Origin of the sequence: Rhizobium sp. Root1203 (genome assembly GCF_001424945.1) — a bacterium.
GTDB lineage: Bacteria > Pseudomonadota > Alphaproteobacteria > Rhizobiales > Rhizobiaceae > Rhizobium.
The window spans coordinates 154790-175563 of the sequence record NZ_LMCW01000012.1 but is presented as its reverse complement, the minus strand read 5'-3'; the positions used below and the strand labels follow the sequence as shown (position 1 = coordinate 175563).

Annotated in this window: 16 protein-coding genes and 1 pseudogene; 8 read left to right on the top strand and 9 right to left on the bottom strand. The window is 61.9% G+C overall.

The annotated features are described in order from the left end of the window. Positions 1-140 precede the first annotated feature (140 nt). A complete protein-coding gene (locus ASC97_RS11400; protein ID WP_057468463.1) occupies positions 141-1424 on the bottom strand; it encodes an extensin-like domain-containing protein in 1284 nt (427 codons plus the stop codon). Between the two features lie 158 nt (positions 1425-1582). Continuing rightward, positions 1583-2293 (bottom strand): TfuA-like protein, encoded by a 711-nt coding sequence (locus ASC97_RS11395; protein ID WP_057468462.1) that lies wholly within the window; start codon positions 2291-2293, stop codon positions 1583-1585. A gap of 189 nt (positions 2294-2482) precedes the next feature. On the opposite strand from ASC97_RS11395, the gene ASC97_RS11390 reads away from it, so the two are divergent. Continuing rightward, entirely contained in the window at positions 2483-4393 is a 1911-nt protein-coding gene (locus ASC97_RS11390; protein WP_057468461.1) for a hypothetical protein, read from the top strand. A 29-nt stretch (positions 4394-4422) separates the two neighbouring features. Next, positions 4423-4641, top strand: coding sequence for a hypothetical protein (locus ASC97_RS11385; RefSeq protein ID WP_057468460.1), 219 nt, complete (start codon positions 4423-4425; stop codon positions 4639-4641). 36 nt (positions 4642-4677) lie between these two features. Here ASC97_RS11385 and ASC97_RS11380 read toward each other — a convergent pair whose 3' ends face one another. From ASC97_RS11380 to ASC97_RS11365, 4 genes are all read right to left on the bottom strand, one after another. Next, on the bottom strand, positions 4678-6093 hold the full coding sequence (locus ASC97_RS11380; protein WP_057469323.1) for a pyridoxal phosphate-dependent decarboxylase family protein: 1416 nt from the start codon (positions 6091-6093) through the stop codon (positions 4678-4680). Between the two features lie 190 nt (positions 6094-6283). Further along, on the bottom strand, positions 6284-6523 hold the full coding sequence (locus ASC97_RS11375; protein WP_057468459.1) for a hypothetical protein: 240 nt from the start codon (positions 6521-6523) through the stop codon (positions 6284-6286). 459 nt (positions 6524-6982) lie between these two features. After that, on the bottom strand, positions 6983-8644 hold the full coding sequence (locus ASC97_RS11370) for an alpha/beta hydrolase (protein ID WP_057468458.1): 1662 nt from the start codon (positions 8642-8644) through the stop codon (positions 6983-6985). 289 nt (positions 8645-8933) lie between these two features. Then, positions 8934-10751, bottom strand: a complete 1818-nt coding sequence (locus ASC97_RS11365; protein WP_057468457.1) for a methyl-accepting chemotaxis protein — start codon at positions 10749-10751, stop codon at positions 8934-8936. A 363-nt stretch (positions 10752-11114) separates the two neighbouring features. Between ASC97_RS11365 and ASC97_RS11360 the strand changes: the two genes are divergently transcribed. The 4 genes from ASC97_RS11360 to ASC97_RS11345 all read left to right on the top strand — a co-directional run bounded on the left by ASC97_RS11360 (position 11115) and on the right by ASC97_RS11345 (position 12937). After that, on the top strand, positions 11115-11501 hold the full coding sequence (locus ASC97_RS11360) for an acyl-CoA thioesterase (RefSeq protein WP_057468456.1): 387 nt from the start codon (positions 11115-11117) through the stop codon (positions 11499-11501). A gap of 3 nt (positions 11502-11504) precedes the next feature. Continuing rightward, positions 11505-12092 (top strand): hypothetical protein, encoded by a 588-nt coding sequence (locus ASC97_RS11355; protein WP_057468455.1) that lies wholly within the window; start codon positions 11505-11507, stop codon positions 12090-12092. 73 nt (positions 12093-12165) lie between these two features. Beyond that, complete coding sequence (locus ASC97_RS11350; RefSeq protein ID WP_057468454.1) at positions 12166-12612, top strand: SRPBCC family protein; 447 nt, start codon at positions 12166-12168, stop codon at positions 12610-12612. After that, positions 12599-12937 (top strand): ArsR/SmtB family transcription factor, encoded by a 339-nt coding sequence (locus tag ASC97_RS11345; RefSeq protein ID WP_057468453.1) that lies wholly within the window; start codon positions 12599-12601, stop codon positions 12935-12937. Before ASC97_RS11350 ends, ASC97_RS11345 begins: the two co-directional genes overlap by 14 nt. A gap of 36 nt (positions 12938-12973) precedes the next feature. Here ASC97_RS11345 and ASC97_RS11340 read toward each other — a convergent pair whose 3' ends face one another. The 3 genes and pseudogenes from ASC97_RS11340 to gltS form a co-directional block, all read right to left on the bottom strand. Further along, positions 12974-13327 (bottom strand): DMT family protein, encoded by a 354-nt coding sequence (locus ASC97_RS11340; RefSeq protein WP_057468452.1) that lies wholly within the window; start codon positions 13325-13327, stop codon positions 12974-12976. Between the two features lie 157 nt (positions 13328-13484). After that, a pseudogene (hisC, locus tag ASC97_RS11335) lies at positions 13485-14551 on the bottom strand (histidinol-phosphate transaminase). A 49-nt stretch (positions 14552-14600) separates the two neighbouring features. Continuing rightward, on the bottom strand, positions 14601-15806 hold the full coding sequence (gltS, locus tag ASC97_RS11330) for a sodium/glutamate symporter (RefSeq protein WP_057468451.1): 1206 nt from the start codon (positions 15804-15806) through the stop codon (positions 14601-14603). Positions 15807-16568: 762 nt separating this feature from the next. On the opposite strand from gltS, the gene uvrB reads away from it, so the two are divergent. Next, positions 16569-19589: an excinuclease ABC subunit UvrB gene (gene uvrB / locus ASC97_RS11320; protein WP_057469321.1), complete on the top strand. Its 3021-nt coding sequence runs from the start codon at positions 16569-16571 to the stop codon at positions 19587-19589. Positions 19590-19855: 266 nt separating this feature from the next. Then, a complete protein-coding gene (locus tag ASC97_RS11315) occupies positions 19856-20725 on the top strand; it encodes a hypothetical protein (RefSeq protein ID WP_057468450.1) in 870 nt (289 codons plus the stop codon). The last annotated feature ends 49 nt before the right edge of the window (positions 20726-20774 follow it).

Sequence of the window (20774 nt, the reverse complement as noted above, 5' to 3'; positions counted from 1 at the left end):
GAACAGTGCATTCATTCTGCTGAATGCCCGCCGCTGGAAAAACAATTCCGAACGTCCGATGGCCGGAGTTTGGCGAAAGGCTTCTTGCAAACGGGACTATTGCTGACCTCATCGAAGATAGCGCTCGCATCGGCCAGCAATCAATCGCAGTAGGCCCTGCCGCTCTGTCGCGATCTGAGGTCGAAGTGGAAATGATTCCAGTGTTCCGGATTGCTGCCCGGGCCGAGCACCGTGTTGAAATATTTGCAGCTGTCGCTGCGAACGGCCTTCAGCAGCCTGCCTTCGCGGAACGAGAAGAGACCCTTCTTGCGCACGTCGATCTGGTGGCCGCTCTTCAGCACGAACTTGCCGACATCGATCGCGTTGCCGCGCGCATGCTCCGACATCGGATTGTACTTCTGGCGGCTGTTGTTCATCCGCCGGCAGCTGTAACCTCCGAGCGGCTGTATGGTCTTGATCCCGGACCAGTAACGAAAGCGGGCGGATGGCGCCAATTCGTTCTTCACCCACTTGGCGAAGGCAAGTGTCACCTGGCAATTCAGCGTCACGGCCGGCCTCACGCCGATATTGCCGGACAGCCCCTGCAGTGAGATCGGATAAGGCACCTGGCAAGCGGGACCCTGGGAAATCGGCGGCTTTTCGGCATAGACGACGCCCATCCTCTTCAGCTCGCGCCGACAGGCAAGTTCGGAGGCCGGCATGACACTTGGATCGACCGGTGCCGGCTGGCTCATCATCGGATTGCCCGGCCGCAGCATGGCGACCTCCTGTTGCTCGTTCTCCTCGGGCACCCGTGTCGGCGCGACGACGGCACTGCCGTCACCCCAGACGGGAGCCTGGCCTGCGGCCGCCTCGCTCGCCGGACGAGGAACGCGCGAACGGCTGAGCTGCGTCGGCGTATCTGTACCGATGCCGTCGACAACAGGCTGGTCGGACTGGCCCTCGGCAATCTGCTGCTGCTGTTCCTGCGCGAGACCGACGACAGGTTCTGCGCCAAGTTCCGCATCCATGTTGACGCCCCCGGGCGGAACGGCAAGTGCTTGCGTTCCACCCCAGTTTTGCGGAGACTGCCCCTGCAGCCCGCCCGCAGCGCCGCGCGCCCCGGCGGTGGCTTCATCGCTGCCCATGGGCGGCAGCTGCCCGGATTGCGAATGCCCTGTGCCCGCGAGATTGGGCGTGTCCAGATAGTCGGCGGACTGCTCGGCCCCGCTCACCGGCTGGCTGGACATCGGGTAAGCCTGTTGCGCTTCGGAAGTCTGCATGCGAACCGGCGCGGCAGACCGCTTCGCCGGAGAGATCGAGCCGACCCTCGTTCCATTGTCGACGTTGCCCGGCGGAATAAGCCCCTCCGTCGAGCACGTCGTCAACGCCGTGGACAACAGAACGGGCAGCACATAACGCCGCAGAATGGAAACAAACGCCATACTCTCATCGCTTCCGCAGAACGGCAGTGACCAAAAACTTCCTTCGAAATTTAGTAAAAAACGGTGAACGAAAGCTTACCCGGGGCACATAAGAATGCATCGGGACTGCCTCGGCGCCAGGTTTGCGAGCCGAAACATGCTGAGACCCTTTGCGCCGGTCAGGATGGCGAAAACACCGAATTCCAGAAATCGGTCGCTTCAAACTTCCAATTGAATTCAGCAACGAACCGGCGATCGGGCATCCCGATTACGGCCTCGATCAGCATCAGCGCATCGTTCAGCTTCAGGTTGATCTTGTTTTCCCTCAGGCTTGCCAGCACTGTACGCGCGCGATCGGGGTCGCGGATAGCGGAGCCGACCACCGACCGGTAGGTGCGGTCCTTGAAGAAAATCCGCTTTGCGGCGTGTTGAAGCCGATCGTGCTCCGAGTCGGTTATCTCGGACAGTTCCAAGCATCGCGAAATTGTGACGCGGACATTCACGAGCGGTTCGCTGAGTGGGAGAAAGTTCAGCTCGGCCGGGGCATGCGCCTGGGCGACATCGGAGTCGTCTTCAAACAAGCCGCTCGCAAAGGCGCTATAGATCTCTCCGACGCCGATCATGCCGAACGCAGCGCATTCCGCCGCCCTCAGCGCGCCCATGCTCGCTGCTCCCAGCATATGAACCCCTTGCGAAAGCCCGAACAGGATCTCCTTGTGCCAGATGGCGGGGACATACTCGTAGATGCCGTCGATGAGCCCGATGACGTTGGCGCCGTCCTTGATCGCTCCGTACAAATCTCCCTGTCGCGCGGGCGGGCGAAATTCACAGCCTGCGCCTGGCAAGACGTTCGCACCGTGGAGAGAAGGCCCGGCAAAGATCATTTTCATCTTGATCCTGTATCCTCTTCAGCATGCGACCCTGCGAAAACGTCTTTGACGTCGTCTTCAACCAGGAATTACCACAGGCTTTGTTTGGAACAAATACGAACGCCCTCCTCCAAAAGCCCTTTATTGCGAATTTCAATTTATTGTTGTAGTAACATTTAAAATCAAATCCGCTGCGATACAGAGGGAAAAATGGCCTTCGCCCTGAAAACGTTTGGACCAGTGCGGCTCCAGGATGTGAGAGGCAACGAAGTCGCGTTTCCGGAGCATGGCTTGTTGCTTCTCGCCTACCTGCTCGCAGCCGAAGGCGGTTCGGAGTCCCGACCCTCGTTGGCCCGCTTTTTATGGGGCAAGGACAAGAACGCCTCGCTTTCGAACCTGCACGAAATCCTCTCGACAATCGAAGCGCGCCAGAATGAACTCGGCGTGACCTTTCTGTTGTGGAGCGAGGAGGCGATTTTCGTTGACCGGAATTCCCTGTCGTCGGATCTGCTGTGGGGCAGCCAGCGGGAACAAGACGAACCGTTCTCCTGGCTCAGGCATCTCGTAGGGCTCCTGAGCCGGCCGTTTATGGGTCTCGTGAGTTGCGACAGCCTCGCATTTGGAGACTGGCTCGCCCGGCGCGAACGCTATCATGTCGGCCTTCTGAGAGACGCATTGAGAACGGCGTCCCAAATGCCGCATACGAATGACGAAGCCAAGCTGCTCAGGAAGGCCGCAATTATCCTGTTTCGTTCGGAGCCCACCGATCCCGACACGTTGGAGATGCTCGTTCGCATTCTCAACGCTGAAGGTGACGTTGAATCGTTTCGGAACCATTTTGATCAGCGGAGAAGTTCGGTCTCACGCAGTCTCGACGCGCTGAATGCGATATCCGGCAAGGATCCCGTCGTATTCGCCCCGCACGCCCCCGGATCTCCGCAGGGTTCCGTGGGCCTCGATCACGTGCTTCCGCGTCTCGTCTTGTTGCCCCCCAGCAATCAGTCCATTCGTCCCGATGCCGGCATGCTGGCCGCGTCCCTCATCGAGGATATCACGATTGGCTTTTGTGCCTTCAATAGCCTCCAGGTTATGGCCCCCCATTCCGCCGTCCAGATCGGCCACCAAATGGAAACTCAGGCGGCTTTCTTCAAACGGCATTCCGTCAACTATGTCCTGGAAACCCGGATCAGCAGCATCGGCGACGAGGTAACGCTGTTCTCCCAACTCATCTTCTTCGACGATAGCAAAGTCGTCTGGGCAGAGAGATTCAGCCTCGACCATTCGGATCTGGTCAGGGACCGGCGGGTTCTTTCCCGACAGATCGCGCTTTCTGTGTCGAGCGAGATCGAGCGCCACCAGCAGGAACGCTCAGACTACGAACTCAATCCGGCCGCCTACCATCGCTATCTCGTCGGCAGACGGCATCTGGGCCAGCTGACGCTTCCGAACCTGCGACGCGCGCGCGACGAGATGCAAGCTGCCTTGAGCGAGAGCCCGGAGTTTGCCCCGGCACTCAGTTCGATCGGGCGAACCTATTCCAAGGAATGGCTGCTCAGCGCGCGAGGTGACATCGATCTGTTGAAATCGGCCGAGACCTTCGCAACGCAAGCCATTCATGCGCGTTCGAACCTGGCTGACGGGTATCGTGAGTTGGGCATCGCCAAGCTGTTGCAGGGCGCTTTCGACGAAAGCGCTTCGGCGATGGAGGTAGCGGAGACCCTTTCTCCGCATTATGCCGATATCGTCGCTGATCATGCGGATACGCTCGTTCACTGCTCCCTGCCTTCCATGGCTTTGAAGAAGATCGAGCGCGCGATCGCGTTGAACCCGCTCAGTCCGGATACCTATCTCTGGACTGCTGCGGGTGCAAATTACGCTCTTGGAGAATTCGAGGCTTCGCTGGATTACATCGATCAGATGGCCAATCCGAGCTTGGCCGACAGGCTTTCAGCTGCGAGCTGGGCGATGCTGGGCTATGCGGATCGGGCACGCGTGTTCGTGCAGCGGGTGCGCGAGGCCAATCCGGACTTCGATGTCGACAAATGGCTCGCCGCAGTTCCAAGCAAGGAGCAGTGGCACAAGGATCTCTACCGCGAAGGCCTGAAAAAAGCAGGATTTTAGACACCAAAACTCTAAACAGGGGACAAAGCATGGCTAAGGTCGTTGTTATTGGTATTGCAGGTGAAACGGACCTCTGGGTCGTCGATTTCGACGCAGGAACGGTTAAGCCCCTCTCCGCGCCGAAGTCCGGCAGCCTGAAAGTCGTCACCGACCTCGGCGCGGCCGGCACGACGGTGACGAAAGGCGTGAATGTAGCGGTGGTCGTCAAGTCCGCTGACGAGGTCTTCTCCGGTCACTACGACGGTTAGCCGCCCGGCCGCAAAGCGTCCGCCGATCGCGCCTCCTCATGCACCCAAGGCGCTCCGCCTTGCGATCCTGTACGCGGCAACGATCGCCTCTGCGCTCTTTTTTGCCTCGTCCAGATCCGTCTGGTGGTTGGTCACCGACAGCCGCATGACCTGCCGGCTCCGCCACGTCGCACCGCCCGCAAACAGCTCGCCATCGCGCTGCAGCGCGGCGATCGTTCGCCTCGTCAGGTCGTCACCCTGCTGGTCTGGAAGATCGGCGCCAAAGCGCACGACGATCTGGTTCAGGACGACCTCGTTGGCAACGTGGATCCCGGGCTCCCGTGACAATGCGCGGGCCATGTCTGCGGCGGAGGCACAGCAGCGCTCCACCAGCGCCTCGATGCCCGAGCGTCCGAGATGCTTGATCATCGCCCACGTCGCGAAACCGCGCGCGCGCCGCGACAGTTCCGGCACATAGTGCGAGGGATCGCGCTCGCCCTCGCTTGCCAATGGCAGATAGCTGGCAGCGATCGTCATGGCCCGGCGATGTGCCAGCTCGTCCCTTACGATCGCGTAGCCGCAGTCGTACGGCGTCTGCAGCCATTTGTGGCCGTCCGTCGCCCAACTGTCGGAAAGTTCGATACCGCGCGTCAGATGACGCCGTTTGGCCGACGCCTGCGCCCAGAGCCCGAACGCCCCGTCGACATGCACCCAGGCGCCTGCAGCGTGCGCCTGCGGAACAAGTGTGGCGAAATCGTCGCAAGCGCCGGTATTGATCTGTCCAGCCTGCAGGATGACGATTGAAGGGCCGCGCACCGTCTCGATGGCTTTGGAAAAGGCGGCGGGACGGATTTTCCCCTGTTCGTCCGTCGCGATCCGCACCACACGGTCGTGACCCAGTCCCAGGAACTGCAATGCTGAAAACACTGTGGTATGCGCGTCGTCCCCGATCAGGACGGTGATGGAAGGCGCACCGAACAACCCCTGGGCATCTACGTCCCAGTTCGCCTTCCGCAGCACCTCTCCGCGTGCTGCCGCAAGGCAGGTGAAATTCGCAACCGTCGCACCGGTGGCGAAACCCAGCGAACTCTCCGGCGGGAGACCCAGGATATCGAGCAGCCAGCTGCCGGCAACCGATTCCACCGCCGCGGCCGAAGGCGCCACCACATGGTTCCCGGCATTCTGTCCCCATGCGCTCGTCAGGAAGTCCGCTGCCACGCCCATCGGGTGCGACCCGCCGATCACCCAGCCGAAGAAGCGCGGCCCCGCCATGAGATGGAGACCGGGCTCGGCCTTGGCCACGAGCTCTTCGAGCACGTCGGCCATCGGCGTCGGCTGTGCTGGAACATCCTGTGTGAAGGCTGAAATGGCGGATGCGTAGTCTTGCTCCGGTCGATGCGCGCCGGCGCCGACGGTCCCGCGAAAGCGCGCTGCATGCCCGGCCGCCTTTGAAAACAGTTCCTCTATGCTCACGGCATCGGCCTCCCGGCGAAACTGGACCGCTTCGCCATACGCGATGTCGGACGTCGTCAGCTTACGTCTGGAAGCAGGAATGCGCAACGCAGCTCCCGCAGCGTCCATTTGGCGAACGCAGCGTCGTGCGCGAGGAGGATGAAAGCAGCCGTGCCGTGGACCGATCCACGCAACGGCGGGACACCGGGCGTCAGATAGCGTTCCGCAAGGCAGCGCCCGCCGGCGCGGTCTTATCGACCTGCCGCGCCGGGCGGCCGCCGGTGCCGTAGATTTCGTTCATGATCTTGGCGACCTCGACGGCATAGCCCTGGGTCAATCCATGAAGTATCTGGCCGCCGAAGGTGGCGGGTTCGTCGGTCTGGTTGTCCCAGACAATCCACATATCGAGTGGATCGCAAATGATGTCGTACCGCGGATTGGAGCTGTTCATGGGTCTAACGCTTTCACTACTCCACTCGCTTACGTCGCGCGGCCTTAACGCAGCCTTGCTGCAACCCCTAAGTTAGTACAGGCGAATTCTTGTATTTGTCTGAATCGATCAGAAAAAACGGACCGCTTGGCACAATATGGCGCCAGCACGTCCCGCAACCGTCGTCTCCTTATCGAGGCGGGACGCTACCCGTCACGATCCGGTCGGTTTTTGAAAGATCCATCTGTGGCCAGTTGGACGCCGCCTCGGTCGCAGGTCGGCTGCCGATCGCAAGGATTGTGATCAGCCCGGCCACGATGGCAGAAAGGAGCAAGCCGCTATAGGTCATTCTTCGAGCCTCAAGGATGTGGTTTCCCAGCCACTGCGGCGCAAACTGATGCGTGAGCCTGAACGAAAGCCTAACAGGCATGGTTAACGCACGCGATAATCCCGTTTGTGAACAGAATGGAAAGGCTGAAATCAATCATGCCCTTCGATCGTGGCTGCCGTGTCTGCGAAATGCCGCTTGAGTTCGTCGATCTGCCGGGGCTCGATCGCAGGCGCCGTGACCGCCACCCAGCCGTCGATATAATGCTCCGGCGCGTAGACATGGCCATAGCCCATCGGCGAGGTCGTCGCGATCATCATGTCGAACAGGAGTTGCAGCATCGTCAGCGCCGGGAACCATCTCAGGCTAGCGGTCACGTCCGGTCCCCTCGGCTTCCGCATCCAGGCCGGCTCGCGATAGAAGGCGTGAGCGTCGAAGAATGTGACGGCGTCGCTAGCATATTGCAGGTAGACGATCCGGATCGGCCCCCAGGCCGCGCCGGGAATGTCGAGCTGGTTCTCCTGGTTGGTGAACCGGATAATCGAGCTGTCCCGGAATTTCGGCAGCCAGGCAGGCGACTGCGGGTCCCTGCCCGCCGTGACGGCCCTCCATGTCGCGCTCTCGAACGGCGGGCCGCTCCAGAGGGCGCCTTGAAAGGGATCGGCGATGACATCGAAAAGATCCGCAGAGATCTGCGAGTTGAGCGCACCGAGACTGAGGCCGTGCAGGTAGAGCTTCGGACGCTTGTCATGCGGCAAGGTCGTCCAGTAACCGTACACCTCGCGGAACAGCGCCTTGGCAGACTCCGAGCCGTATTCCGGCTCCACCAGCAGCGACAGCCAGCTCGACAGATAGGAATATTGTAGCGCCACGCTCGCCACATCGCCGCGATGCAGATATTCGAGCGGGTCCATCGCAGCCGGATCGACCCAGCCGGTACCCGTCGGCACGATGATGACGAGGATGGAGCGGTCGAACGCGCCGTCGCGCTGCAACTCCTGCAGGGCGAGTTTCGCCCGTGCCTCGATGGAATCGGCATTGTTCAGGCCGACATACACGCGGATCGGGTCGCGGGCCTCGCCTTTCCAGAACGCGCCGATATCCGTCGCCGTCGGCCCGGAAGCAATGAAGTTCCGGCCCTGTCGGCCAAGGCCGTTCCATCCGACCACCGAAGATGGACTGCCCGTCCTTGCAGGATCGGTCGGTCTCGGAACATTGTCCTCCAGCAGAGCGTCGACCTTCTGGAACGAGGAATCGATAAAATGCAGCGCGGCGCGCAGCAGCACGCCCTCGACGACGGACCAGAAAAGCAGAATCGCGATCAGACCGCCGACAACGTTCGAGACGCGGCGCGGCACGAACCGCGACAACCAGTCGGATGTCCACAGAACGGTCAACCGGAACAGTCGCCCGAGAAGGACGGCGACAAGAAAGACAACGCCCGCGACCGCTGCGAGCTTGTAGGGTTCGGCGCTATCGAGAGGCGGCATGTGCCAGAGGTCGCGTATCGAATTCTGCCAGCCCGCCGCCTGCCACAGGAAGACGATCGACAGCACCAGGCCGAAAACGACGACGGCCGCCTTCACCACCACCGGCGGCGTCTTTGGAATCGGGAGCTGCAGATAATGCCAAAGCCAGGTAAGCACCACGCCGAACAGATATCCGACCGCTGCGCTGACCCCGGACAACGCCCCCTGCACCAGGAACGAGCGCGGCATCAGGCTTGGCGTCAGCGACGCTGAAAAGAACACAAAGCCCAGGGCCAGGCCGACGACCGAAAGGGAAGCGATGAGGCTCGATAACACGCGTTTCATGCTGTTCCCTCTATCGGACGACGCCACCCGGCTTTCACCGGGCCGGATTCAATGACACATCGCCGGCCCCTGGCACCGGTTTGGCAGATCCAGGCAATGGCGGCGGTGAAATGCTTGGGATGTCTGGCGCTGACCGCGGCAGATCTGCCGGGTGCTCGAAAGCCGCATCGAATGCCCTCATTTGAATAGCTGGCTGTCAGCTTACTAGTAGAAGGCGAAAATTCAAGTGATGCTGATATGACAATGCGGCCGGTTGCATGATCCGGCCGCATTGACGGGGTGTTCGTCCTTAAGCCGCCCGGCTGAAACGTTGGCCGGCCGGCCTGTCGTCCTTCAGCTTGAAGCTTGCAAGCAGCCCGCTCAGCTGGCGGCTCTCGCCGGCCAGCGTCTGGCTGGCGGCGGTCGTTTCCTCGACCATTGCGGCGTTCTGCTGCGTCATCTGGTCCATCTGGTTGACGGACGCATTGATCTCGTGGAGGCCGGTCGCCTGTTCGCGGGCGGCCGTGGCGATCGAGCTGACGTGGTTGTTGACGCGGTTGACCAGCGCCTCGATCTCCACCAGCGCATCGCCGGTCGAGCGCACCAGCGTGACGCCGTTGCCGACCTCGCTGGCCGAGCTGCTGATCAGCGTCTTGATCTCCTTGGCGGCATTGGCCGAGCGTTGCGCAAGTTCGCGCACCTCCTGCGCCACCACGGCAAAGCCGCGGCCCGCTTCGCCGGCCCGTGCTGCCTCCACCCCGGCGTTGAGCGCCAGAAGGTTCGTCTGGAAGGCGATCTCGTCGATCACCCCGATGATCTGGCCGATGCGGTTCGACGAATCCTCGATCCGGTTCATCGCGGCAACGGCATTGCGCACGATCTCCCCCGACTTGCCGGCGCTCGCCTTGGTTTCGGCCACCATCTCGCGCGCCTCCCCGGCACGGTCGGAGGCCGTCTTCACCGTCGCGGTGATCTCGTCGAGGGCAGCGGCGGTTTCCTCCAGCGCTGCCGCCTGCTGCTCGGTGCGCTTGGACAGGTTGCCGGTCGCCGCGCTGATGTCGCCGGCGCTGCCGTTGACGATCCGCGTCGATTCCGCGATCGCCTGGATGACGCCGTTCAGCGCCTCGACCGCGGTGTTGAAGTCGGCGCGCAGCTTGGAATAGTCATCGCCGATATCGTCGATCGCCACCGTCAGGTCGCCGGCGGCAAGCCGCTCCAGCCCGGCGCCCAGCGCCTGGATCGCCAGGCTCTGCCGCTCGGCCGCCGAACGCCAGCTGGCCTCGTTGCCGCGCCGCTCGTCCTCGATCTGCCGCTGCTGACGGCTCTCGCGATCGCGCATGACGGCGCGCTCGCGGACCGAATCGCGCAACACCAGAAGCGACTTCGCCATCGCGCCGATCTCGTCGCGGCGGTCATGGTCGACGATGTCGGCCGTCTCCCCTTCGTCGGCAATCGCCGTCATCGCCGTCTTCAGCCGCGCGATCGGCGCGGTGACGCTGCGCACGATCGCGAAGGCCACGCACAGGATGACGACCGCCCCGACCAGGCAGGCCACAGCCGCCCACAGCGCGTTCTGCCAGTAGAGCGCCGCCAGATCGTCGGCATACACCCCGGTTCCCACCACCCAGCCCCAGGGATTGAAGCCGACGACGTGCGAGTATTTCAGCACCGGTTCCGCCGCCCCGGGCTTCGGCCAGTAGTAGTCGACGAAGCCCTGCCCGCTCTTCTTCACCGTATCGGCAAATTCGACGAAGATGAACTTGCCGTTCGGATCCTTGTTCTGCGACAGATCCGTGCCGTCCAGCTCCGGCTTGATCGGATGCATGATCATCGTCGGATGCATGTCGTTGATCCAGAAATAGCCGCTGCCGCCATAACGCATCGCCGAAATCACATCCTTGGCCGCCGCCTGCGCCTGCTCCCGCGTCATCGCACCGGACTGCTCCAGCTTGTAGTACTTCTCGAAGATCGCGATCGCCGTCGCATCCATCTGCGCAAGACCGCTCTTCCGCTCGTTCTCGAGCTTGGTGTGCGAATAATTGAGGAAGAAGCCAATCGTCAGAACCAGAATGGCCAAAGCCATCCCCACCAGAGTATAGAGGCGGGTCGAAATCTTCACGTTACGCATGGTGCCCCAGAAGTTCAGAATTTAATAATAGTCAAATATTGCTATGTTCTTCTTACCGGACCGTGAACCTCAATTAGGGGAGGTTTACATAACGTAACGTCTGGAAGTTCCAAACATCCACATAAGCTATTGTTTAGAATAAATATTATCGGAAAACGATGACCGGATAGAATCCGAATAGGACTTTAGTTGCAGGTCGGACGAACATCTGCATCGCCAGCAGGCCGTGAGAACCTGAGTGCGGCGTCGGCCATCGCGGGATCACGCCCGCCCTTCACTTTGTCACGCCCCCCAATTTCGGTTTCCGGGCTTATGCGGTAGGTTCCCCCGGAATCGACCATGAAACTGGATACAGGAGCCTCTATGACCGACGACGCCAAGCCGAAGGGCACGTTGACACTCCGGACCATGGCGATGCCCGCCGATGCCAATCCGGCCGGCGATATCTTCGGCGGTTGGGTCATGGCCCAGATGGACCTTGCCTCGGGCATCTCCGCCGCCGAGCGCGCCAAGGGGCGCGTCGTGACGGCCGCAGTCAAGGAAATGGCCTTCGCGCTCCCCGTCAAGATCGGCGACACGCTATCCGTCTACACCGATATCGAACGCGTCGGGCGCACCTCGATCACCCTCAGCGTGGAGGCCTGGGCGACCCGCGCCCGCTACAACAAGATGGAAAGGGTCACCGCCGGTACCTTCATCATGGTCGCCCTCGACGAGAACGGGCAGCCGACCCCGGTGCCGGCGGAGTAGCACATGGAACCCGTCGCCTCGCCGGAGGTCTTCCTCCACATCAAGGTCGTGATGGGAATGGTGATTTCGCTCAGCCTGGCGCGTCTGCTGACGGGCATAGCAGGCATCGTGCAGCATCCTGCCAAGGGCAAGGTCTATCCCGTGCATCTCGGCTGGGCGCTGTCGATGTTCCTGTTCATCATCCATATCTGGTGGTGGGAATATCGAGTTCAGGCAATCCCCGTCCTGCATTTCGGCGTCTATCTCTTTCTGGTCTGCTTCTGCAGCCTGTTTTTCCTACTTTGTTCGCTGTTGTTTCCCGCATCGCTCGACGACTACGGAGGCTACGAGGAGTATTTCATCTCCCGCCGCCGCTGGTTCTTCGGCACGCTTGCCCTCACCTATGCCATCGATATCGCCGATACGGCCATCAAGGGACAGGACCACATTCTATCGTTGGGTTGGGAGTATCCGACCCGCAACCTCGTCTACATCCTTGCCTGCCTCGTCGCCGCCTGGACCGCCAACCGCCGCTTTCACGCGATCTTCGTTTCCCTGAACCTCGTCTATCAGGTCAGCTTCATCTTCCGCCTGTACGACGTGCTGGGCTGATCTGGAAAGGCAACTTTCAGGTTGCCAATCGCGGCCCATCGTGCGATATAAAGGCAACCAGGAGGTTGCGAATATGTCCGCTCGTATCGAAAAGACAGTTGAACTGAATGCCCCGGTCGAACGCGTCTGGAAGGCAATTACCGACCATCGCGAATTTGGTGAGTGGTTCCGCGTCCAGCTGGACGGGCCATTCGTCCCCGGCGAAGTATCCTCGGGCCATATCACCTACCCGGGTTTCGAGCACGTTCGCTGGCAGGCGACCGTAAAGCGCATGGACGAGCCCGACCTCTTCTCCTTCACCTGGAAGCCCTACGCCATCGATCCCAATGTCGACTACTCCAAGGAGACGCCGACGCTCGTCGAGTTTCGGTTGGAACCGACGGCCACCGGCACGCGCCTGACGGTGACCGAGTCCGGCTTTGAGAATGTCCCCGCCCATCGCCGCGCCGAAGCCTTCCGCATGAACGAGGGTGGCTGGGCCGAACAGGTCAGAAACATCAAGGCTCATGTCGAACGCTGATGTCGCAGCTCGCGGCGAGAGTCCCGCCACGCTGTTCGCGGCGCTTGGCGACCCGACGCGCCTGTTCCTGCTGACGACCCTCAGCGACGGACGCGAACGATCGATCGCCGGCTTGTCCGTCGGCACCGAGCTGACGCGCCAGGCCATCACCAAGCACCTGCACGTGCTCGAACAGGCCGGGCTTGTCCACAGCACCAAGGTCGGACGCGAAAGCCACTACGCCTTCCGTCCCGACCGGCTCGACGTGATGCGCGCCTACCTCGACGGTGTCTCCCGACAATGGGACGACGCGCTTGGCCGGCTTCGGTCCTTCGTGGAGCGATGAACTGTCATTGTGGCCGTCGGCACGGGATCGGCGCTGTCAGCCGCGAAAGATGAAGGACGCCCCGACTGCGATCAGGGCAAAGCCGATCGCGTGATTCCAGGTCAGGCTCTCGCCGAGCCAAAAGACCGAAAAGCCGGAAAAGACCAGCAGCGTGATCACTTCCTGCATCGTCTTCAGCTGTGCGGTCGAATAGACCTCCGAGCCGATGCGGTTGGCGGGCACCGCCAGGCAGTATTCGAAGAAAGCGATCGCCCAGCTGACCACGATGGCGATGAAAATCGCCGTGCCCTTGTGTTTCAGATGCCCGTACCAGGCAAATGTCATGAAGACGTTGGAGGCAAGCAGCATGACGACCGGCCAGACGGCGGCAGGGTTGAGGGCAAAGGGCATGGGTGATTCCCGAGAGTTGATGCTGGCGCCACCATGTACCGCCGGCTCAGAAGGCTTCAAGTGCCCCCGCAGCAGCCGCAGCGTTTATGCCGCGAGTGCGACAAGGCTGCACTTGGCCGACGACGGCAATCCACGGCTGCGCAATTTGGCCGAGACGTCATGTCCGAGGCCGCGCAATGCCTTCCAGGACGGATATCAGCGTCTCACACTCCTCGTCGGTGCCGATACTGATGCGCAGATAGTCTTCAATGCGGGCTTTCGGAAAATGCCTGACCAGAACCGCCTCTTTCTTCAACTGCGCCGCGATGTGTGCCGCCGACAGGGCAGCATGGCGCGCAAACAGAAAATTGGCAGCCGAGGGAAGAACGTCAAATCCGAGGCCGCGCAAGGCGATCGACAACCTCTCCCTGGTGGCGACGATCCGGTCCCGCTTGTCCCTGAACCAGGCCCGATCGTCCCAGGCCGCAATCGCGCCAGCGATGGCAAGCCGATCCAGCGGATAGGAGTTGAAGCTGTCCTTTACCCTTTGCAGGGCTTCGACGAGGTGCGCCTGTCCAACGGCGAAGCCAACGCGAAGTCCGGCCAGACCACGCGATTTGGAGAAGTCTGGACAACCAGCAGGTTTGGATGGTCCTCGATCAGCGGGATCGCGCTTTCCGCACCAAAATCGACATATGCCTCGTCGATCACAACCACCTGCTCGGAATGATCCGCAAGCAGCCTTTCGATCTCTGTGAGCTCCAGCGCTATCCCAGTGGGAGCGTTCGGATTGGGCAGGATGATCGCGCCGCACCCCTGCCGATAGTCGGCGACGCGGACTTGCATGGCATCATCCAGCGCGACCTCGCGAAAGTCGATGCCATAGAGGCGGCAATAGGTCGGGTAAAAGCTGTAGCTGATGTCAGGAAAGAGCAGCGGCGCATCGTGTTTCAGCAATGCCTGGAACGTGTGGGCCAGGACTTCGTCGGAGCCGTTGCCCACGAAAACATTGCTTGCGTCGAGACCGTGGCTTCGAGCGATCGCCTCCCGCAACCTGCGCGCAGTTGGATCGGGATACAGCCGCAACGCGTCCGTCGCCTCGGCCGCGATTGCCGCCAACGCGCGAGGCGATGGCCCGTACGGGTTTTCGTTGGTGTTCAGTTTCACCACGCCTTGCGACGCCGGTTGCTCTCCCGCGACATAGGGGACAAGCGTGTTGACGACGGGGCTCCAAAATCGGCTCATCGCGATTTCCAATATTGACAAGGGAACGATGGACGGACCGCGCCCTGTTTCACCGGACAAGGAACCCAAGCGCCGCAGCGTTGGCGAGATCGATGAAGAACGCCGACACGAGCGGCAGGATGATGAACGCGATGGTGGCCGCACCGTGGATTTTGGTAACCGCCGTCATGTTGGCGATCGCCGTCGGGGTTGCCCCCAGCGCCACCCCGCAGAAGCCGGCGGAAATGACCGCGGCGTCGTAGTTGCGCCCCATCGCGGGGAACACCACGAACAGGATGTAGATCACTGCGACGACGGTCTGAACGGCCAGCACGATCGTCAGCGCCAGGCCGAGGCCGCCGAGCGCCCACAGCTGCATGCTCATCAGCGACATTGCGAGGAAGACGTTCAACGACAGGTCGGATATCAGCGACAGGGCGCGCGTGCGCGTCGGCCAGGGAAATCCCGGAGCCAGCAACGGCACGATGTTCGTCAGAACAATCGCGACCAGCAGGCAAACGACGAACAGCGGAAGATTGACGCCGGTCTCCAGAATGATCTCGTGCAGGGCGTACCCAGCGAGAATGGCCAGGTTCGTCACCAGCAGCGTTCGCAACAGGCTGACGTAGCTGACGTCGTCGTGATGGCTGCTGACGGAAGCCTGCGAAACGCCGATCGTCAGCTCTTCGTCTGCCGGGCCGCTCAGGCGGTTGCGGCGGATCAGGTACTGCGCGATCGGTCCGCCGACGAGACTGGCGATGACGAGGCCCAGCGTTGCGCTGGCAATGCCGACTTCCAGAGCGTTGCTCAGACCGAAGCGGCTGGTCACGATGGGAGCCCAGGCGATGGTCGTGCCGTGGCCGCCGATCAGAGACGTCGAACCGAGCAGGATGGCCATCCCCTCGGGAAGACCCAGCATCGAACTCGTGCCGTAGGCGACGAGGTTCTGGATGGCGAGGAAGACGAGCGTCAGCGCCAACAGGACGAGAAACGGCTTGCCGCCGGCGATCAGATCGGAGAGCCGCGCGTTGAGGCCGACACCGGTGAAGAAATACAGGAGCAGCATGTCGCGCGCCTCCAGCGAGAAGCTGATCTCGACCCCGAAGAACTCATAGGCGACCAGCGTCGCCACCGCCGCCAGAAGCCCGCCCGTCACCGCCTCCGGAATGCTCCAGCGGGTCAGGATCGGGATGAAACGATTGAGATTTGCACCGGCGAAGAACACGAGAATTGCGATGGTGAAAGACAATAAGCCTGGAACCTGTATAGCCGACATATGCCACCCTCTTCAAAGCCGCCCCATTTTTCGTCCCGACGGTTGCGGGCTTTCAATCTGGCACGCGGCGGGTGATCGGACCAGTGGAAAACAGGGTCGCCAACCGCGGCGTCCGGGGGATCGAGGTTTTCCATTACACAGGTGAGCAATCGGCGTAGGATTCTGCGGCGGCGGCTGAATTGTTCGCCAGGAGGTATTTCGTGACCTTCACACCCGCAACAGCGTTCACCGTGCCCTTCGTCGTGATGTGGGCCAGCCTTTGCGTGCATAGCGACGCGCACCAGTCCGGCAGCGGTTGGACCTACCCGCCGGCGTGTTGCAAGAGCAGAGATGTCGGTGGAGACTGCGAGGCCATACCCAGCACCGCTGTGCGAAAGGGGCATCGCGGTTTCTCCGTCTACCTCCATCGCGGAGACCACCATCTTATCACCAGGAACCAGCTGTATTTTATTCCGTACGGTGATGAAATCCCATCTGGCGACGGAGACTTTCACATTTGCCTTCACCCGACCGAAGACGACGTAAACTGCTTCTTCGCACCGCCAGACAGCACCTGAGGAACTGGACCGCGCTGAGCAACGAGGATGCGCGCTGGTTGCACTTTGCCGGTTGAATGGCGGAAAACTGTCGCAGAGGATGTGGAGCACCGCGCAGCCTCACCACATCATTCGCGGCAAGAGAGCAACCGCACGCGGAAAATCCGTTTCCCTTTTGTACTCTTGGCCTCTTCCATTTCGGCAGGACTCTCTCCATATTCCGGCCATGGTCAAATCTCCGGAAAAGTCCCCCGCCCCCGATGGCTTCGAGGAAGCCCCGCAGTCGTCCTTTGAAGGCGCGCCGCTCGGCGGCTCCGTCGCCGACTGGGTGAAGCAGCTTGAGGCCGATGCGGAAGCCTCCGGCGTCGAGACGCAGCGCCAGATCGCCTCGAAGGCCGGCAAGCATCGCAAGAAGGTGGAGATCGCCGCCTCGAAGTCGGCCGAAGGCCGCGGAGCGAAGGCGCAGGGCGCCGGCAGCGTGAGCGCTTCGAAAAGTGCCCGCGGCACCTCCATGGGCGGCTCGACCGATCCGAAGACGCGTGCCGCCGCCGGCCTCAATCCAGTCTCCGGCATGGATACGACACTGGAGGAAGCGGCCGAGCTGAAGGCCGGCACGGCCGTCACCGCCACGGTCGAAGCCCTCTCGGCGCTGATCGAGAGCGGCAATCCGCTGTTCAAGGACGGCAAGATGTGGACGCCGCACCGCCCGGCGCGGCCGCCGAAATCCGAGGGCGGCATCGAGATCCGCATGGTCTCCGACTACGAACCGGCAGGCGACCAGCCGACCGCCATCAAGGATCTCGTGGAAGGCCTCGACAACGGCGACCGCAGCCAGGTGCTGCTCGGCGTGACCGGTTCCGGCAAGACATTTACCATGGCCAAGGTGATCGAGGCGACGCAGCGCCCGGCAGTCATCCTGGCGCCGAACAAGACGCTGGCTGCCCAGCTCTATTCCGAGTTCAAGAACTTCTTCCCCGACAACGCGGTCGAATACTTCGTATCCTACTACGATTACTACCAGCCGGAAGCCTACGTGCCGCGCTCGGATACCTTCATCGAGAAGGAATCCTCGATCAACGAACAGATCGACCGCATGCGCCACTCGGCCACCCGCTCGCTGCTGGAACGCGACGACTGTATCATCGTCGCCTCCGTCTCCTGCATCTACGGTATCGGCTCGGTCGAGACCTATACGGCCATGACCTTCCAGATGACGGTCGGCGACCGGCTCGACCAGCGCCAGCTGCTCGCCGACCTCGTCGCGCAGCAATACAAACGCCGCGACATGGATTTCAGCCGCGGCAGTTTCCGGGTCCGCGGCGATACGATCGAACTCTTCCCTGCCCACCTGGAGGATGCCGCCTGGCGCATCTCCATGTTCGGCGACGAGATCGACAGTATCACCGAGTTCGACCCGCTGACGGGGCAGAAGACCGGCGACCTGAAGTCGGTGAAGATCTACGCCAACTCGCACTATGTTACCCCGCGCCCGACGCTGAACGGCGCCATCAAGTCGATCAAGGAGGAGCTGCGCCTGCGCCTTGCCGAGCTTGAGAAGGCCGGCCGCCTGCTGGAGGCCCAGCGCCTGGAACAGCGCACCCGCTACGATATCGAAATGCTCGAGGCGACAGGCTCCTGCGCCGGCATCGAGAATTACTCGCGCTACCTCACCGGTCGCAGCCCCGGCGAACCGCCGCCGACGCTGTTCGAGTACATCCCCGACAACGCCCTGCTGTTCATCGACGAAAGCCACGTCACCGTGCCGCAGATCGGCGGCATGTACCGAGGCGACTTCCGGCGCAAGGCGACGCTGGCCGAATACGGCTTCCGCCTGCCGTCGTGCATGGACAACCGCCCGCTGCGCTTCGAGGAATGGGACGCGATGCGCCCTGACACCGTCGCCGTCTCCGCCACCCCCGGCGGCTGGGAGATGGAGGAATCCGGCGGCGTCTTCGCCGAACAGGTGATCCGCCCGACCGGCCTGATCGACCCGCCGGTCGAGGTCCGCTCCGCCCGCAGCCAGGTCGACGACGTGCTCGGCGAGATCCGCGAGACCGCCGCCAAGGGCTACCGCACGCTCTGCACCGTCCTGACGAAGCGCATGGCCGAAGACCTGACCGAATACCTGCATGAGCAGGGCGTCCGCGTCCGCTACATGCACTCCGACATCGACACGCTGGAGCGCATCGAGATCATCCGCGATCTGCGCCTCGGCGCCTTCGACGTGCTCGTCGGCATCAACCTGCTGCGCGAGGGTCTGGACATTCCCGAATGCGGCTTCGTCGCGATCCTCGACGCAGACAAGGAAGGCTTCCTGCGCTCCGAAACGTCGCTGGTCCAGACCATCGGCCGCGCCGCAAGAAACGTCGACGGCAAGGTCATCCTCTATGCCGACAACATCACCGGCTCGATGAAGCGGGCGATGGAGGAAACCACCCGCCGCCGCGAAAAGCAGATGGCCTACAACGCGGAGCACGGCATCACCCCGGAATCGGTGAAGGCGAAGATCTCCGACATCCTCGACAGCGTCTACGAGCGCGACCACGTGCGCGCCGACATCTCGGGCGCCTCGGGCAAAGGCTTCGCGGATGGAGGCAACCTCGTCGGCGGCAATCTGCAGACCCACCTCAACGCGCTGGAAAAACAGATGCGCGACGCCGCCGCCGACCTCGATTTCGAAAAGGCCGCGCGCCTGCGCGACGAGATCAAACGCCTCAAGGCCGCCGAACTCGCCGTCATGGACGACCCGATGGCGCGGGAGGAATCCAAGGCCATGGAAGGCATCAAAAGGAACGCCAAGGCGACCCGCGAGTCCCTCTCCCCCGCAACCGGCTCGCTCCCACCTGTGGGGGCCAGGAGGACGGGTAGAGACGAGGAGCTCGACCCCGGTCAGGTTGGGGACGGGAAAGCCTCAGATTCGGAGTCCAAATCACTCTTCGCCAAACCCAGCCTCGACGAGATGGGCCGCGACATCGCCGAGCCCGCGAAAAAGACCCTCTTCCGCCGTAACGACCTCGACGAAATGACCGTCGGCCGCACCGAAAAACCGGTCACGGGCGCCCTGCCCGACAAGCCCGACTCTGCCAAGAGCACGAAGCGCTTCTCGCCGCTGCTGGAAGAACAGCCGCAGCGCGACGACCCTCGTCCACTGGTGCGCGGGAAGACGGGTGCCGGGAGTTACGAGGATACGGGCGATGTGAGGCGGAAGAGCCGCACCAAGGGCAAGACGGGGCGGCCAGGGCGGTAGAGGGATATCTGCTTTTTAATCGACACGGCAGCGCGGAGTTTGAAGAGTCCCATCCCGAGTTGCGCAAAGCTAGATTGCACTTTGACGTGACGGGTTCTAGGCTAAATATATAGGTGTTCAGTGCGGTTCGCGAGAACGCTGGGCCATAAGATTGGCGAAGTAGCTAGGTGGTCCTCTATGTGGACAATGCAGTCACAAATTTGAGCCAAAGGGACTGCAGTCAGTCTGGCGGGGCTTGTTAAGCGTATGATTCGGAGGATTTGCGAATGCATAAAATCGGTGGCCTGGCACTGGCGGCCTGCGTGTCTGCAACAATCGCGGCTATGCCTGTCAGCGTAGACCTGAACAGCCCGCTGAAGCTTACAACATCGACTGCCCTCGCAGGCAACGGAAACGGTGGCGGCAATGGCGGTGGGAATGGTGGCGGCAATGGCGGTGGTCACGGCGGTGGCAATAGCGACAAGAGCAAGAGTGAGAGCCAAGCCTCGGCTGGCAACGGAAAAGCCGCACTGTCCTCGCGTGAAAGGAGCAGTTCGACCAAGTCGATCGACCCGATAGCGACTGCTTTCGGGAAGCTCTTTGGCGCCCAAAAGAACGCGGAAAAGCGTACCGCATCGAGGAAGTCCTTGACGGAAACCGCGAAGGTTTCGCCGAAGGCCGAGAAGGCACTGCTCAAGGCCGCCAAACCTTCGCCGAAACCGGAGAAGCCGACGTTGGTGGCGGTGGCTCCCGTGATCGAGGTGGAAGAACCCATCCTGGACGAAACGCCCAAACTTTCTGCAAAGCTTGGCGGCTTGAACTCACTGAAGCGCAACTACCATGCGTATCTCAACTCCAACGATCCGCGTATGGCCGCCATCCGCGACTATGTCGTTGCCTATGCCCAGTTCGAGTTGGACAACGGCGTCGATGCCGTCCCGACGAACCCGGCGCTCAGCGACGACGCCCTGAGTGCGGCGCTGCTGGCTGCTGCCAACAAGGACATCGCAACGGTTCAGCAGCCAGGTGATGTCGTGGTCGCTGATCCGGAAGTGATGGCATGGGCCAAGGACGTTCTCGGAGTCGGTCCGGCCGTCGGCAAAATTGACCAGGTGCGTGATACATTGGCTTCCGCACTGCCCAGACAAGCTCAGTGAAGATGATGTCGATCCAGTTACCGGAACCGAAACCGACGGAGTGACCGAG